Annotated in this window: 11 protein-coding genes; 1 reads left to right on the top strand and 10 read right to left on the bottom strand. The window is 58.3% G+C overall.

What is annotated here, in order from left to right; translation table 11 throughout:
- Nucleotides 1-90: 90 nt before the first annotated feature.
- From RIE53_04780 to RIE53_04760, 5 genes are all read right to left on the bottom strand, one after another.
- Entirely contained in the window at nt 91-4,212 is a 4,122-nt protein-coding gene (locus RIE53_04780) for an alpha/beta fold hydrolase (protein ID MEQ9103991.1), read from the bottom strand.
- 68 nt (nt 4,213-4,280) lie between these two features.
- Nucleotides 4,281-4,961, bottom strand: coding sequence for a response regulator transcription factor (locus RIE53_04775; GenBank protein ID MEQ9103990.1), 681 nt, complete (start codon nt 4,959-4,961; stop codon nt 4,281-4,283).
- 10 nt (nt 4,962-4,971) lie between these two features.
- Entirely contained in the window at nt 4,972-7,890 is a 2,919-nt protein-coding gene (locus RIE53_04770; protein ID MEQ9103989.1) for a two-component regulator propeller domain-containing protein, read from the bottom strand.
- A gap of 605 nt (nt 7,891-8,495) precedes the next feature.
- A complete protein-coding gene (locus RIE53_04765) occupies nt 8,496-8,783 on the bottom strand; it encodes a DUF4160 domain-containing protein (GenBank protein ID MEQ9103988.1) in 288 nt (95 codons plus the stop codon).
- A 44-nt stretch (nt 8,784-8,827) separates the two neighbouring features.
- On the bottom strand, nt 8,828-9,802 hold the full coding sequence (locus tag RIE53_04760) for an aldo/keto reductase (GenBank protein ID MEQ9103987.1): 975 nt from the start codon (nt 9,800-9,802) through the stop codon (nt 8,828-8,830).
- A 201-nt stretch (nt 9,803-10,003) separates the two neighbouring features.
- Between RIE53_04760 and RIE53_04755 the strand changes: the two genes are divergently transcribed.
- Nucleotides 10,004-10,894, top strand: a complete 891-nt coding sequence (locus RIE53_04755) for a hypothetical protein (protein ID MEQ9103986.1) — start codon at nt 10,004-10,006, stop codon at nt 10,892-10,894.
- 10 nt (nt 10,895-10,904) lie between these two features.
- Here RIE53_04755 and RIE53_04750 read toward each other — a convergent pair whose 3' ends face one another.
- The 5 genes from RIE53_04750 to RIE53_04730 all read right to left on the bottom strand — a co-directional run bounded on the left by RIE53_04750 (nt 10,905) and on the right by RIE53_04730 (nt 16,195).
- The gene (locus RIE53_04750; GenBank protein ID MEQ9103985.1) at nt 10,905-11,654 is read right to left on the bottom strand and encodes a dipeptide/oligopeptide/nickel ABC transporter ATP-binding protein; all 750 of its coding nucleotides are present in this window, start codon (nt 11,652-11,654) and stop codon (nt 10,905-10,907) included.
- A 71-nt stretch (nt 11,655-11,725) separates the two neighbouring features.
- Nucleotides 11,726-12,550, bottom strand: coding sequence for an ATP-binding cassette domain-containing protein (locus RIE53_04745; GenBank protein ID MEQ9103984.1), 825 nt, complete (start codon nt 12,548-12,550; stop codon nt 11,726-11,728).
- A 3-nt stretch (nt 12,551-12,553) separates the two neighbouring features.
- On the bottom strand, nt 12,554-13,753 hold the full coding sequence (locus RIE53_04740) for an ABC transporter permease subunit (protein ID MEQ9103983.1): 1,200 nt from the start codon (nt 13,751-13,753) through the stop codon (nt 12,554-12,556).
- A gap of 7 nt (nt 13,754-13,760) precedes the next feature.
- The gene (locus tag RIE53_04735) at nt 13,761-13,982 is read right to left on the bottom strand and encodes a hypothetical protein (GenBank protein MEQ9103982.1); all 222 of its coding nucleotides are present in this window, start codon (nt 13,980-13,982) and stop codon (nt 13,761-13,763) included.
- Nucleotides 13,983-14,650: 668 nt separating this feature from the next.
- Entirely contained in the window at nt 14,651-16,195 is a 1,545-nt protein-coding gene (locus tag RIE53_04730; GenBank protein ID MEQ9103981.1) for an ABC transporter substrate-binding protein, read from the bottom strand.
- Nucleotides 16,196-16,451: the final 256 nt, after the last annotated feature.

The raw sequence follows: 16,451 nt of genomic DNA, 5'->3' as shown, positions 1-16,451 counted from the left end.
ATGTTTGCTGGAAAGATGAATGGTGTCATTATTAGACACTGCCTTGCGTACCTGGTTCCTGGAATTGGTGGACGGTATACCAGGATCGGCCTATCGGGTAATCACGATCTGCCGGTGGCTGCGGCCTGACCGGGTCTCCACAACCAGGAGATACACGCCGGCGGCGGCGCGCACGTCCACGGGAATGCGGTGGACGCCCGCGGCCAGGTGGGTGTCCGCCACGCGCTCGACCTGACGTCCGAGCGTGTCGAACAGCCGAACGGAAACGGAGGTCTCGGACGGCAGGTGTACTTCCAACATCCCGTTGCCGGACATGGGGTTGGGGTAGATGTTCGCCATCCGGAATTCCGATGGGATTTCCGCTCCCGCAGGCTCCGTATCCGTGACGGTCACAACCTCCACGATGGACTGCACGCGGCGGGTTTCGCCGTCCCGTGTGGCGCGCACGGCGACGATGGCGGTTCCGGCGGCGCCAACCGCCACCTGGCCACCGTAGATGCCGTCGCCGGCGAGCCCGTCGCCGTGCGCGCCATCATCGAACAGCGGACGCGTCGTTATGGTCTCCCCGACCGCTTCCGCCTCGACGACCGCCGAGCCCGGCATGCCATCCACCGTCACGGTAGCCAGAACGGGCACGATGTCGGCTACCGGCTCGCCGAATGTCGCCTCCACGGCAAACGACGGGTTCCGCGCGTAGACACTGAAGCTCGCGGAGGCGTCGGTTAGCGGTTCCGACGACGCGAAGGTCAGACGCCACGTACCCACCTCCGGCGATTCCACGGTCGCGGACCGGAAGTAGGCGTTCGCCGCATCGGATTCCGCCAGCACTTCCCATACGACGGCCCCGATCGGGTCCAGGAGCTGCGTCGTCACATGGTCCGGCACGAACAGCACCACGGACATCGCTTCGAATGAACCGACCTCGAAAACGGCATCGCCCGAAGCGACATCATGGTTCACGGTATACACCTCCGACACACCCGCATCCGTCGACGACGCTGCGGCCGACGACGCGGCCGCCACCGTGCTCACCGGCTCTTGGGAACCACCGGACGGCTTCAGCCGCGGCAAGACGAACTCGGTGAACAGCGGCTCGTCGCTCGTCATGCTGATGTGGGTGATGTCCCACACGGTTTCCGCGTCGACGATCGTGGGGCGGTCCAGCGCGAAGGCGCTGCGCCGCTCTACCAGCAGGTCGCCGGGATTGGTGACCTGGCATGTCGTCGGGATGGTCGCACCGGCCAGCACGTCGAACGTGACGCCTTTCTTGTTGGATACCCGATCGTTGAACCGGCCCATGACATCACGATCCAGCTCTATGATGTTGTTCGGCGGGAAGGTCAACCGGTCCGCGGGATCGGTCGGCGGATTACGCAGCTGCTCGTACTGCGCATGCACGTACAGTGCCATGGCGGGCTCTACGCATGGGCTTCCCTGATTGGGCGTTCCGAGCATGATGAGCTTGTCCGTCAGCGGTCGACCATCCGTTTCCAGTTCCGGCATGTGCTCATGGATGAACTTGCGCGAAATCAGTCCGCCCATCGAGTGGCCGACGATGTCGATGTGGCACGATCCGGTCTCATTCCGCACGTTGGCAATGAAGGCGTCCATCGCCTCGGCGTTCTGGGCAATGGTGGTCCGGGTGAACGTCGCTGCGGCAAGCCGCTTGCCTGCAAAGGTGATCGTTCCGGTATCCATGGTGTTGACCGCAAACACGCGTCCGTCCCAGCCGGGATGGGCTGCCGTGGCGTACGCCGGCCATGCATCCCAGGTAGCCGCATTGCTCCAGAGTCCATGGACCAGCACAAGCGGTTTCGGGAGGACCGTCAATGGGTATTCAAGCTCGCTCATCAACTCCTCACCGCGGCGCAGTCGGAAAACGGCCGGATACGCCTCTTCCCGGGGCGTCCCGTCCGCGTTCCAGGCCCACCCTTCGGTCGAAAAGCGGAATTCAACCACCACAAGGTCCTGGGCGGGCACCACAACGGTCTGCTCGGGCAGACTTACCTGCGACGCCAGGCCCTCGAGCGCCACCCGCACCGTCTCATCCCGATCGGGATGGCTGTTTACCACCCGCACGCGCAGGCGCACATCGTTGCCCTCCGACGTGCGCCCCCCGGCCATGAGCCCCCAATCGGGGGTGCAGGTCAGTTCTTCCTCGTCCTGCAGGACCATGGTCAATTCCGTCGCCGACACCACCACGTCCAGCACGACCCGGTTGTTGAGTTCATTGGATTCTACGGATGAGGTCACTGCGGACGCATCGACCGCCGCGGGACCGGCAACCGATGCGCGTGCCGATATGGCCACGCGCGTCGTATCCCCTGCATCCATCAGCCCGTGCGTGCATCGAATCGTGTTGGCCTGGGTATCGAAGTCGCATCCCCCCTGCGATGTTGTGTGCGATACGTAATCCAGCGCAACCAGCCGATGCGTCGAGTTCACCTCGAGCGCTTCGCCGGTGCCCCGGTTCACGACCAGGACCTCCAGCTGCACGTCGTCGCCCGGTGCGGGATTGGCGGGCTGGGCCGACGGGGCGACAAGAATATCCGGGATGGGCACCCCATTCACGGGCTCCTTCACGGCGACCATCATCTCCACGTTGTCCTGGCCCGACTTGAGCGTGAACTGGAACTGCCCGTTCGCCGGCGCCACGAACTGCCCCGGCCCCTCGGGAGCCGTCAGGTTGAGCGTGAACGTGCCGGGCTGTACCTGGAAGAAGGAAATCACGCCCTGCGCATCGGATTCGTCGGTCATTCCCTGGCAATCCCCGCTGCTGACGCAGGTCACGCCGATTCCGGGAGCAGGTGGCTCGCCGGTATCCCGCACGCCGTTCTCGTTCAGGTCGTAGAAGGCATCGGCCCGGATGTTCACCCGCTCGTACGTTCCCAGGCGGTATTCGTCCGGAAACGGGTTGGCTTCGCTCACGACCATCGCGCCCGGAAACTCGCTTCGCTCCCAACCGTCGGGGGGCGATATGGGCACGATATACTCCCCGGGATACAGCCCTCCGAACAGGAACTCACCGACCAGGAGATCCCCCGTATTCTGGGCGCCCTCCACGACGCCATGCGTATCGAGCAACTCCAAATCATCCTCGTCGAGCGGCAACCGGTCGTCCACCCCGTCCGTGTACATGCCGTCCGCATTGTTGTCCACGTACACGAAACCCGCAACCGAGCCGCTGAAGCGGTAGGTATAGAAGACGGCCGCGTTCGTGCCCGGACCGATGGCCACGTCCTCGCGTGCGGGCGACGGGTCGACCGGCACCGCATAGGCGGGCACGTCTGCGCGCACCCGGAATACCGTTCCCGGCGTCAGATTCTCGAAGTCGAAGACCCCCTCGGCATCGGTCAGGGTCGAGGTCTCTGCCTGCTCGAACACTCCGTTGTCGTTACCGTCATCATACACGCGGATGCCTTCCATGGGCACCGGGTTTCCATTGCCCGTCCGGTCAATGGTAAGGATCCCCGAAACGCGTCCCGGTACCACCTCGTTCTCATCGTTGAGCAGGATGACCACGGTCGTGACGCCACCATCCACCACATCGACCGTGAACGGATTCGTCTCGGGGATGACCTGGGTAAAACCCTCTGGGAGGCCGACCGTCACGTCGTAGGGCCGGCGGAACAGGTCAATCCACTCGAAATAACCCTCGGCATTGGTGGTCCGCGACGTGCCGGTGTTCAGCGAGATCTGGACGCCCTCGATGGGCGTATCGCCGTCGTCCACCTCGCCGTTCTTGTTCACGTCCTTGTAAACCGTGCCATTCAGATCGCCCTCGGGCCGCGTGGGCACCGTGACGGTCGCGGTGAATGCATTGTTTGTCGTGTTTGAGTCGTTCCCCGTCGCCACCGAAATGGTCACCGTCGCATCCCCGCCGCTGCCGTTGGTCACGATGATGACGTCGTTCGTGACGGTCAGTCCGAAGGGAAACGACGGATACGTCACGGTGGCATTCTGCGCATCGGTCTGGTTCACCGTCCCGCCGACGCCGCCATTCAGGGATTGGATGGATGCGTTGTCCAACGCAATGGTCACCACGACATTCCCGTTCGTATCCTGCGGCCCGGCGTTGTGCACCTCGTACTGCGCCGTGAAATTGCCGCCCCGGATTTCATCGGCCGGGACGCCGCTCACGGAGAGGCTCAGATCGGCCTGGGCGAAGACGTTTGTGGCAGTGGCCAGACAGAGGACGAGAAAAAAGCGCATGGTACCGGGGCGTCAGGTTGCTCCTGCAACCTATCCGCGGGTCCTGTCCGGCACATGACGCAAACGCGTTATTCTGTGGGCCTCGGCCCCAAGAGCCCTTCCCCCACCGCCTTTGCCACCGCCAGGCCCCGCGTGTTCACATCCAGCTTGGCGTAGATGTGCCGCACGTGCTGATCGATGGTGTGCACAGACAGCGTCAGCGCCTCGGCCATGGCCCGCTTGGTCATGCCGGTCACCATCAGCTCCAACACGTCCCGCTCCCGGTCCGACAGGCCGTATTCGGGAGGCGTCCCCTTGAATCGATCCAGGATGCGACGGGCAATGCGCGGTGTGATGGGCGATTCGCCACGATACGCGGCCCGCACGGCCCGTACGATGCCTTCTGCCGTGGACGGCTTCAGAACGTATCCGCTGGCGCCCCGAGAGATCGCATCGAACACGCGATCACTGTCTTCATGGACGGTCAGAATGACGATTTCGGCCTGGGGCGCCGCCGTCCGCAGACGCGGGATGCCCTCCAGCCCGCCCATTCCCGGAAGCCCGATGTCGAGCAGGATAACGTCCGGACCTTGCACGTCTGTTATTCGGGAATCGCCATCCGCCGCCGCCAGCCTTTCCAGCGCCTCCTCGCACGTCACGAATCGGCCCGTGCATGCGATGTCCTCCACCGTGCTGAGCACCGCCGCCACCGTGTCGCGGAAGAGCGCATCGTCCTCAATCAGCCAGACCGCAATCGTATTCGCGTCCATCGTCCTGGTGTTACAGTGGAACCGACAAGGTAATGGTCGTACCCTCGCCCACCGCCGAGCGGATGTCCAACGTCCCGCCGACTTCGCGCGCCCGGTCCGCCATGTTCCGCAGGCCCTGCCCCGTGCCCGCCGCACTCGGCAGGAACCCGGCTCCAGTGTCCGACACGACAAGCACCAATCGCGTTCCCTCAACGCCGAGCCGTACGTCGACCTCGGCGGTGGGGCCGGCGTGGCGGCCAATGTTGTGCAGCGCCTCCTTGAACACAAGGAAAACGTGCCGGCGGACGTGCAGCGAAAGCCGATCCTTGGCATGCTCGGCGTCGGCGCGCAGCTCCCACGTCCGATCGCCCAGCAGCGCCTGCGCCGCTTCCCGCATCCGGTCGGCCAGATCCTGGATTTGATCATTCGATGGATGCGCCAGCCACGAGATGTCCCTGACGCTCGTCACTAGTTCCCGCGCCGTCTTGCTGATGGTCTCCAGTCGGTCCGACTCGGTGCCGGGGAGGGATGCGCTGCTCGCCACCAGTTCCGACAACAGCGCAATGCCCGCCAGGCGGCTGCCTACATCATCGTGCAGATCACTGGCAATGCGGGATCGGATGCGTGCCATGGCATCCAGATGCGCTTGGCGCAGACGCCAGCCGGTGCCTGCCGCCGCCAGGATGAGCGCCAGTACGCCGAGCCGGAACCACCAGGTGGCGAACCAGGCTGTGCGGACGTGAATGGGAATGGAGAGCTCGGCGGTCGCGGCTGGGCCGCGGGCTTCGGCGCGCAGCAGGTAGTCGCCCGGCGGTAAATTCGTGTAGCGCGCCGTCCGGGCCGGCGGTGTATTCCAGTTCGTATCGAACCCCTCCAGCCGATACCGATACACCAGCGACTCCCGGCCCCCCAGCGCAGAAAACTCCATTTCGAACGAAACATGGTCGTGGGCAAGCTCCAGCCCCCCGTTCGGCAGACTCGGCAATACGTAGGATGAGTCCCGGCCCACCACGTCCACCCGCGTCACCACAAGGTTCAGCTGCGCAGGCCGGGCCACCCGGTCCAGCCGCGTCAACCCGTCCATGCCCCCTATGAACAACACGCTGTCCACGGCCAGGATGGCTCGGCGGTTGAACTCACTCTGAAGCGCACCGATCGGCTCAAAATCTGCAGCCTGCCACCCTTCCTCCCCGGCCCCGCCCCCCTCAGAAGCCCGAAACAGTCCCTTGCTGGTCGAGGCCCAGAGCGTTCCGTCGGAGGTCGTCGTCGCGCCATACACGATATGGTCTGCCAGGAAGGTGTGGGCGCGGCCGTCGCCCGTCACCATCGTCAGTCCCGATGCGCCCGACACGGCGACGGCCGCGCCCACATCCGAAATCATCCATCCCCCCTCGCCACCTACCGTCACTCCCTCCAGTTCCGTCCCGTCCCGGAACACCCGCCCGTCAAAAAGCGCCATCCAGAGCGCGCCGGCGGAATCCACCTCCAGCCCCTGCACGTGCCCTTCGGGACCCGTGCATTCCGTTTTCCAGTTTACTGGATGCTGTTCACCATCGTCTCCTCCTGGGGCCTGGATTTTGCAGAGCCCTTTCGTGGTCCCCACCAACACCGTGCCCTCGGGATGCTCTGCGATCGCGTGCACGCCCTCGCCGATCGACACCGGATCGAAACGCTCCTGCGACGCATCCCACAGGCACAGCCCCCCGTCGGTACCCGCCCAAACCCGTTGCGCTGCATCGATAAACAGCGTCCATACCGTGGGATTGCAGGCGCCCATTTCCACAGGTTCGGCAGCAGACAATCCACTTGGGCTCGCCGTCACCGCCTCACTATGCATCCTGTACACGCCCTGGCCGAACGTCCCGACCCAAATGTCCGTGCTCGATGGCGCGCGTGCCAGCGACAGTACCGGTACCCCCTCCATGAACAGTTGCGAGCCAGCAGCCGCCGGCGTCCGCATCCGATAAAGCCCGTTCCGCGTTCCCAGCCACGTCGATCCGTCCGGCAGGGTCGCGGCCGCCAGCACCACATTGGAGAGCTCCCGCGTCGGCCCGGCTTCCACAAGGATCCGCTCGCCCGAACCCGAGCCCCTGACGATGCCGAAATCCGTCCCAATAGTGACCCATTCTCCAGCGACGCCTGCCCCTGTTCCATCGACGTGCCCGGTTATCGCGTGCCAGGGTTCGGCGAAGCGCTCACCTTCCAATGGACTGAATCGGGGCGCGCCTCCTTCCCCAACTGACACGGAGAACGCTCCCTCAGCGTGGCTGACGATAAGCTGATCGTTCCAGCGGAAGAGACCAGGAAACTGAACTCCCGGACCAATGTCCTGCGGCCATGGCCACACGTTTGCCTCCAGCGTTTCGGGATCCATGCGGATGATGCCGTCACCGGGCGACGACATCCAGATGTCACCGCCCCATTCCATCAGGCCCCACGTGCGCTCCGGGCTGGTCCGGACGTTACCAAATCCCCAAATCCGCTCAGCACCTACATCGGCGTCTGTCTGAACTCTGACTGGCACACCCACCGTCGACCGGATACGGAATACGCTGCCGCTCGCTTGCACCCAGACTTGATCGGACAGGACCAGCATGGCCTGCGCATCCGCGAAGGGCCACTCCCTCATGGGCCGACCAGTCCGGGGATTCCAGCGCACCAAACCGTCGTGGGTCAACACGAACAGATCCCCATCCGGCGCATCGTCAATGGCCTTGACGTGCGTGCTGGGCAGGTCCCGTCGAAAAACCTCGAACCGGTACCCGTCCCATCGGGCCAGACCGTCCGTGGTGCCGACCCACAAGAAACCATCTTCAGTCGTGTGAAGGGCGTGGACGGTGTTGTTCGGCAGCCCGTCGCCCGTATCGAACCGCTCGAATTCCGGAGCCTGAGCGAGCGCGCCGGCTGCGTGCAGCCCGCATCCACACGCCAACAGGCCTGTCAAGAGCACGGTCTGCGATAGGCTGCGTTTGCGTCTACGTCTGCGTCGCTGCATGGTCCTTCCTCTGATCCCTGAAGATCGAAGAAAAGTCGATGCCAAACCAGCCCGGCCGCGATAAGCTCATTCGTGCTCGGCTAGGCTCTTCCTATCGAATGGAAAACCGGTCTTATGCGCTCGTTCCCAAAGTGGGGTGCAGAAGAAGGATCAGCCTGTTTCTGCAGGACAGATTCCGAACGCAACGAAAGGGCCCTCCGCCATTTGATAGAATGAGCCTCCCCCGCTGCCGGCTGTCTCTGCTTCAGCCATACATCAAATTGTGGTAGTTGGGCTTGGCGCGAGTGTGCCCTGAAAGTAAATCGTATCGCGACACAAATCCGGTCCCGCATCCCAAATTACTCCTCCCAGCTCGTCGATATGAACCGACGAAAACGCCTCGTGGCTCCGGAGTTGGCGAAACACACCTTGAGTAAGCAAGGGCTCAACATTGAAACACTTGGTCTCACCCGTGTCAAAAACGGCCGTTAGCACGTAATTCTGCGGATCTGCGTCCAGCCTTACAATACGCGGCGTGAGTGCGATGGGCTTGGCTGCAGTAGCCGATGGTGACTGTGGCATCATGTCAGAGGTTTTATCTGGCCGGGATCTTCCATTTTCACAGCACACTGCCATGCATGTTCCAATTCGCTGGTTCGAAGCGACATCCATTTCTTGACCAGTCGATCCTGGCGACGCGGCAGTTGACCAGCTAATCTGATCCCGTTTTGGATGGAATACACCGCTTCGTTTCCACTATACATCGCATGTATATGTGGCAAAGCGTGATGGCTTCTGTCATCAAAATAGAGATATATCGAGATGCCGAAAAATTCTGATATCCGGGGCATGCCGATTGGACCCATCATGGACACCCGTATAACCTTCAGGCTATCACTGTACAGAGACAGGCTCAGCCCGTCAAAACCGCGTCTATCCGCGCGAATTCGTCGTCGGTGATGGGGGGCGCCGTGAGCATCCCGAGGGCGTCGTCAATGTGGGCGACGCGGCTGGCGCCGATCAATACGGACGTGACGACGGGCAGGCGGGCCACCCACTGCAGGGCCATTTGGGCGAGGGTCTGGCCGCGGTCGGCGGCGAGCGCGTTCAGGGCGCGGATCTGCTCCAAGCGCTCCGGCGTGAGGGCGTCGGGCTGGAGGAAGCCGTGCTCCTTGGCCGCGCGCGAATCGGACGGCACGCCGTGCAGATACTTGTCGGTGAGCATCCCCTGGGCCAGCGGGGAGAACGGAATGCATCCCATGCCCTCTTCCTGGAGCGCATCAATCAATTCCGGCTCAATCCATCGCTCGAACATGGAATATTTGGGCTGATGGATGAGACACGGGGTCCCCAGTTCACGGAGGATGCGCGCCGCATCCCGTGTTTCCTGCGGGCCGTAGTTGGAAATGCCGGCGTAGAGGGCGCGGCCGGAGCGGACGATGTAGTCGAGCGCTCCCATGGTCTCCTCGAGCGGTGTGCGGGGATCGTACCTGTGCGAATAGAAGATGTCCACGTACTCCAGACCGAGCCGCTTCAGGCTCTGGTCGCAGCTGGCCACCAGGTACTTGCGCGAGCCCCACTCTCCATACGGACCGTTCCACATGTGGTATCCGGCCTTGGAGGAAATGATGAGTTCGTCGCGGTGCGGCCAGAGGTCCGCCGCCATGATGCGCCCAAAATTCGCCTCGGCCGAGCCTGGCGGCGGCCCATAGTTGTTGGCCAAATCGAAATGCGTGATGCCGGCCTCGAACGCGTGCAGGATCATGCTGCGCGCCGTCTCCTGGTCGTCCACATCCCCGAAATTGTGCCACAGCCCGAGCGAAATCAGCGGCAGCCGCAGCCCGCTGCGCCCGCATCGGCGGTAGGTCATGGTGTCGTAGTTGGGCATGGGGGTAAAATACGCCGCGGCGGGTTTGGGCGCGAATTGAGGGTATTAACGGTCGGCCATCTCACACCAATCCCCCAAATCCGCGCCCATCTAAATGGAGTAGTTCCCGAAATCATTTTTGGAAAAACATCCGCAACGCAGACAGATTGCAAGGATACGTACTATGCCGAAGTCGAGCGTCAATATTGAACCACAATGAATATGCGATTCCTGCTCGCTGTTTTTCTCCTCGCGAACTTTCTTAAATACCATGACGCGCACGCGCAACGTGAATCGTGCGCTGCAAATGCCCAACAATTCTTTCAGACATATCAAGGATTGTATTCTGTTTACCTCAACGAATACCGGAGGGATATACAAACAGAACGAACAGGAAACGTGCGTTCCGAAAGCATGTTTGACCAAGTATTTGGCGGAATGATCAGCGAGTTCACTCACCAGGCGTTGGATTCCGTATTCATGGAGTGCCCCATCACGATAGAGCGCATAATCTCCGGTGTCGGTCCGCTTGGAAACTCTGTCAGTTTGTCTGATTTTCTATTCAGTATTCTCTTGGCAACCAACACCGATAATCGCAAGCTGGTAAGCGAAATGACATCCATATCATTTCTCAGATGGCTTGACAGAAGATATGATGACTTTCTTTATTACCAACCCGCGCCAGAATACCCAGATGCGACATTTGACAACTCCTTGATTTACGACGAAGAGCCAGTTGAACCGTTATTCCAGCCCGATGAGATTGATCAGGTTGACCAACCAGGACGTAACAACGCAGCAATGCTGAAGATGGGCCGTTTTGAGTCTGATTCTGAATTTGGCGACACGTATTGGATACTGCTACGTGATGACGGAACGTTTGAGTGGTTTAGGCGCTGGCTGCCGGAAACGAGAAGCGGACATTGGACACTGACGACTTTCCCGTCCGATTGGGAATCCGTCAAACCGACCGTAGCCTATGGTACGTATAAACTCGTAGGCGAAGAGGTCATCATTTCATTCGAGGACGACCATCATTTCGTGGAACCGTTCATAATTCTGACACCGCGAAGCCTTGAGAGTAACAACAAACGATACCGGAATCGCGAATGATGCCAGAATATCACGGTTCAGCCTGAAGGTCAGACAACTTCAGATGCGCAGCCAGTAAGTCTCGGACATACGCGTGATTGGACTCGCGCCGCAAGATCTGTTCTCGATTCAATGTGTCCACAATCTCGCCTGCCTTCATCACGGCGACCCGATTGCATATTCGACCAATGAGGCCCAAGTCGTGGGATATCACGACCACTGTAAGCTTGAGCTGTTCCTTGAGGCGGATAAGTACGCGAAGAAAGCTCTCCTGCGTTGCGGCATCGAGCCCTGATGTCGGTTCATCTGCGAACAATACACGGGGACGGGACAGCAGGGAACGGCACATGGCTATCCTCCGCTTTTCGCCTCCACTCAATCCTCCTGGCCATCTACCCAGGTAACTGCCGTCCAGCCCTACGCTCTCAAGGAAATCCAATATTTCCTTGAGAGCCGAAACGTCATCCAAGTCGGAACGATGCAGCCTTGTGCACTGAAGCAGGATATCACGAACCGTCATACCAGGGTTCAAAGAAGAGTCCGGATGCTGGTACATCAGTCTGGCGACGCGTCGGAGCCGAATTCTCAGCTGCTCCGTGTCCAGACGCATTACATCCAATCCTGCTATCTGTACACTCCCGGCATCCGGTTCATGTAATCTGAGGAGAGATCGGACGAGCGTTGATTTTCCGCTACCACTCTCGCCTACAATTCCGAATACTTCCCCGTACGCGACATTGAGGGATATATTCCTGAGCGCCGCTTTACGCTCTTCACCCATGTTTTTTCCACCAACATAGCCGTTCCGGTATGACGCACTTAGTGACTGTACCTGTACAATATTTCCTTCGCTCATTCTACCGCCCGACGGAGGGTTTGGGTATAGGGATGCAAGGCCTCAATGGGCCCGAACAGAATTTCCTGAGTATCCGAATAGTCTACTACTTGCCCATTCTTGAGAACCAGAATGCGATCGACCATTTTGCCGAGTACCGCCAGGTCGTGTGAGACAAGGATAAGAGAGAGTGCCTTGTCACGAATGACGGTATCAAGAAGCTCAAGGACCTGGACTTGAATGAGCGCATCCAATTGCGTAGTGGGTTCATCCGCCAGAATCAGACGCGGCTCCATCATCAATGCGAGTGCAATAGTAACCCTCTGGGCTTCTCCTCCGCTCAACTCATGAGGATATTTCCCCAAATAGGCTTCCGGAGACGCGAATCCCAACTCGCTCAGTCTGGCACAAAGGGTGGACTCCACATGCAATTTGATGTCTGCTTGTTGCCCTTCGGCTGATGCCGCCGTGTCGTGTGCATGATCAAGTACCGTCTGATACGGCGAAAATGAAGCCTGCGGTTCCTGGAAAACCATTCCCATCCGGTAGCGGCTATCCGATGAACGTTTACGCCGTCTGAGAACAAACGGAAGAGGTTTCGCCACTTCAACCTCGGCCCCCTCGAATATCATTGTTCCGCTCACCGTCCCTTGACTGACTCCTTGCAAAGCCCGCAAAAGCTGTGTTTTTCCCGAGCCGGATTCGCCGGCTATTCCAAGGCGACCTCCCTCACGAAGTGAGAAACCGACATCAGACACCACGCGCTTCAGACCACCGTCACTCTTGACGTCTACACACAGGTTGCCTACGCTGAGTTGTTCGGGTACTGCGGCGTATTCCATGGCTCATTCGCCCCGTTTGAAGAATTCAGTGACCGCATTACCAGCCATAGCGAACAACCCCATTGCAGCAATCGTGGCACCACAGGAGAGCGCCAGCAACCAATATGCCCCTTGGTTGAATGCCAAAGCTCGTCCTGCAAGAATCAGTCCGCCGAGGCTGATCTCAGATTCCGGTAGCCCCACCTTGAGATAGCTCAACGTTATTTCGACCACCACGGAAAACAGAAGCACAGCAAAGACATGTTTGGTTATGACATCCATGCAATTGTACCAAACCACTTCACTCCATATCACTCTTTTCTCAGACAAGCCCAGTTCTCTTGCAGATTCTATAAACTGGTTTTCATTCAATGATCGCACCCTGGCCTTAATATCCCTTGCCGCACCTGGTGCCAATATCATTCCGACAACAAACATGGTTGCATATATATTCATTCCAGTTACAATAGCTACCACAACCAATACAATGATGATCGGTACCGATTCAGAGACCTGAGCAAAAGAAGACACGATTGCATCCGGTCGACCACCGCGATAACCTGCCAATACGCCAGGAATAAGCCCAAATAGAAGGATGCCAAGTACGGCGACAAGTCCGGGCAGTATTATCCAGCGACCAGCTCGAATAATCAGGTTGGAGATCGGGCGTCCACGTAAATCGGTCCCCAGCAGGAACGACTCTGATGTCACTTTGACCCTGTATTCCTGTACGACGCCCGCGGAGTCTCCCCTGAAATAGCCGACCTTGAAGTTTTTTTCCTGGCTTGCATAATCCATGTCTTTTGACAGAGGTGTCCATCGCAAAACCCCACCCTCGATACTGACTCCGTCAGGTGCCGAGACAATGCATGCGTCGTCCCATTCCAGACCCGTATCATAGACATAGGGTTGCCCGACAATGGCTACAAAAGACGGGGGGGCGGCAATACGTGATAGGAGGCTTGAAGAGCCTTTATCCACCATACTGCTGTCAACATCGCACTCTGAACCGAACACATCATCAAAGATGGACTCGAAGGCTCTTCGCGCCGGATAGGCTTCATACCACGACGCTGTTGAGACCATATTGCGCTGCAATATGCTATGCACGGGTGGCGCTACGGTGTCCTTATTGGAATCCCTTGGAGTGGATATCCAGAAACCCGCAACGGACCATGCTACGAGAATTCCAATCGCCAACAATGCAGGCAGACTCTTTCGCATGCGGGAGCTATCCATGCCGGACCCGACGTTCACGAGGATCGGCCCACGCTGCAACCGCCTGACCGGTTTCATGCAGGACATATGTAATCAGGACGAACGCCGTTGATATGTAAACCACAATATCGAACTGTCTCGTCTCGAATATGGCCTGGTATAATGTCATGGACAGTCCATATATCGCGAATATGTGCTCCACGACCAGACTGGCGCCCAATAAATAAATGAGCATGGAGGCTGTCTGAAACGCGACACCCGGCAATATGGACCGAGCCGCATGGGTCACCAGGGGGACGCCGCGCGACCTCAAGGCAAGACAGTAGGACGACGCGAAGAACTTTCTCAGATCCAATTCCACCGTTGAGGCCAACCGGTCAATGAGTCCATCACTGAGCGCGAGTGCTGCACATGGGATAATCAACACTCCGTAGGAAGCTAGACCCGGGTCATTCAAAGAAGCATTTACATTGATCCCCCACCACTCACTGGAAACCAGTTGAAGATAATTGGACCAGATTAATAGTGGAATGAATGTAATCGCCAGCACCATTGTCCGGAGTAGTTTCGATAGGATACGGCGATCGGTCACGGATCGTACTATTCCAAACAGGACTCCAATCGTACATACTGTCAGCCCGGATACTACAACCAGGTAGAGGGTCCAAGACGTCCGGATGGCAAAGTCCTGCAGACTCAATCCACTTCGACTTCGATCTGCTGAGAACAGTCCTCCGACAACATCGGAGAAGTACAGCGACAGGCGCTGCCAGTATGTAGCGTGACCCGTCTGGGGGTTGGAAAGTAAGCTGACGACAAGGAGCGTGATTGCTGCCGTTCCCAAGCCGATGACGACTATTCTCGCGAGCTGGAGTCCCGCTCTTACCAGGTTTGGGCCCACCTTCAAAACTTGGACCAAACTTCTACAAATGAGAAGAAGTAAAAGGGATGCACCTTGGGCACAGCCAGGTTCACGTGCGTCGCATAGTATTTGTCAATGGACAACAAGTACAGATATGGCAGATCTTGAGACAACTCTTTCAGGACCGCAGCCATATTGCTTGTTCGACTCAGGGGATCTGTTGCCGCATTGAATTCATCCAGATATCGGTCGACGAGATTATTCTGATAGCCTACGAAGTTGGGCTGTCCTTTCGCATTGTAGTTCGAGTGAAAGAACTTCGTAATGTTGTACGATGAATCGAAAGAAGGAGCCCACCATGCCAAATCATATTCCCGGGATGATCGCAGCCTTTCTATGTACACGGGGAAGTCCAGGGGTTCTACGTTGACACGGATACCCACATCTTCAAGTTCATTCACGATGGTGTCCAACACGTTACTGCGGGTCGTCTCGGTTGCCGCGCCATCCACGAAGCTTATCATCGTGAATTCAAGTCGCTCGCCAGCGGCATTTTGACGTATCCCTGAAGATCCAATTATGGAAAAGCCTGCTTCTGCGAGGAGCCCCTTGGCCTTGTCAACATCATGGTCGTAACGGACAACGTCGTTGGTACTGAAAGGCGTTCCCGGGACCATAGGGGCATGCAGAATTGTGCCCCTGCCTTGGTAATGCGTCTTCAACAAGCCAAGACGATCCATCGCATGCATCATGGCTTGTCGCACCTTGACGTTGGCAAGTTTCGCATTGCTCAAGTTGACGGCCAAGGAAATGAACGAATCGTTCGCATACTTTTTCACCGTCCAGCCCGACTCATTCTGGATGCGGTCTACTTGACTGACCGGTACGTCAATAATCAACTCTGCCGACCCGGCCAAGGCACTCTGGACCCTGCTGAACGGGTCGGGTTCAACGTACATTTCAATCTCGGACAGATTGGGGACGTCACCCCAGTATTCCCACGTTCCGGTCCGATCGAACGATGTCATCTGTACGTTCCCGTTGGCACTCTTTTTTTTGCGCATTGCAAAGGGTCCAGTACCAATCGCCAGGTCCGAGAGATAACTGTTGTTCAGACTATTTTCGAGTCCCGTTTCCGGATTGAATGCATGTGCAGGTACAATCCACTGCTCAAAATATTGAAGTGCGGTACTTACGTCGGTACTTCGAACCAGGTCAAACTTGATGACGGTATTACCCAGCCGAGTGACCTTCTCGACGATGCTTCGTACGGTTTCCACGGTTTCCGTATTCTGGACTTTGATATTGTTGAGCAATTTATTGTAGGTCACCTCCACGTCTCTGGCCGTCACCGGGGTACCATCGTGCCACATTGCTCCTTCCCTGATATGAAAGGTCAAGGATTCGGTAACGCCCTGTTCCGGCTCCCAGTGACTGGCTAACCGAGAAACGGACTGCTCGATCTCCGGATCGTAGAGAACGAGTCCCTGATACAACAGTGAATACAGCCGTTCTGTAACTCCTCTTTCCTTATGCATCTGATAAGGATTCAGCGTATTGGGCGTCGTTCGTTCAGCATAGCGCATGATCTGGGCAACGCATGGATGCGTGAAGAGAACCAGGAGAGCGCACAGGCAGAGTACATATTTCGTCATCATAACTGCCTTCATTCGATTTTGGTAACAGATAGGATCTTTGAGGGACCTAAGCTGTGCGATTCTGACGTACGGACACAAAAAACCCGTTGGGCTAAGTTGCATATAATTGGTATCTTGATGGTGCGAACAAACAAGTTCCATGCAACACCCAACGGGTTATGTCCAATATCCGGAACAGCACCGA

Source organism: Rhodothermales bacterium (assembly GCA_040221055.1).
In the GTDB taxonomy this organism is placed as follows: Bacteria; Bacteroidota; Rhodothermia; order Rhodothermales; family UBA10348; genus 1-14-0-65-60-17.
Note: the sequence above shows the minus strand (reverse complement) of the source record. Positions and strands in the feature narration are given on the sequence as shown.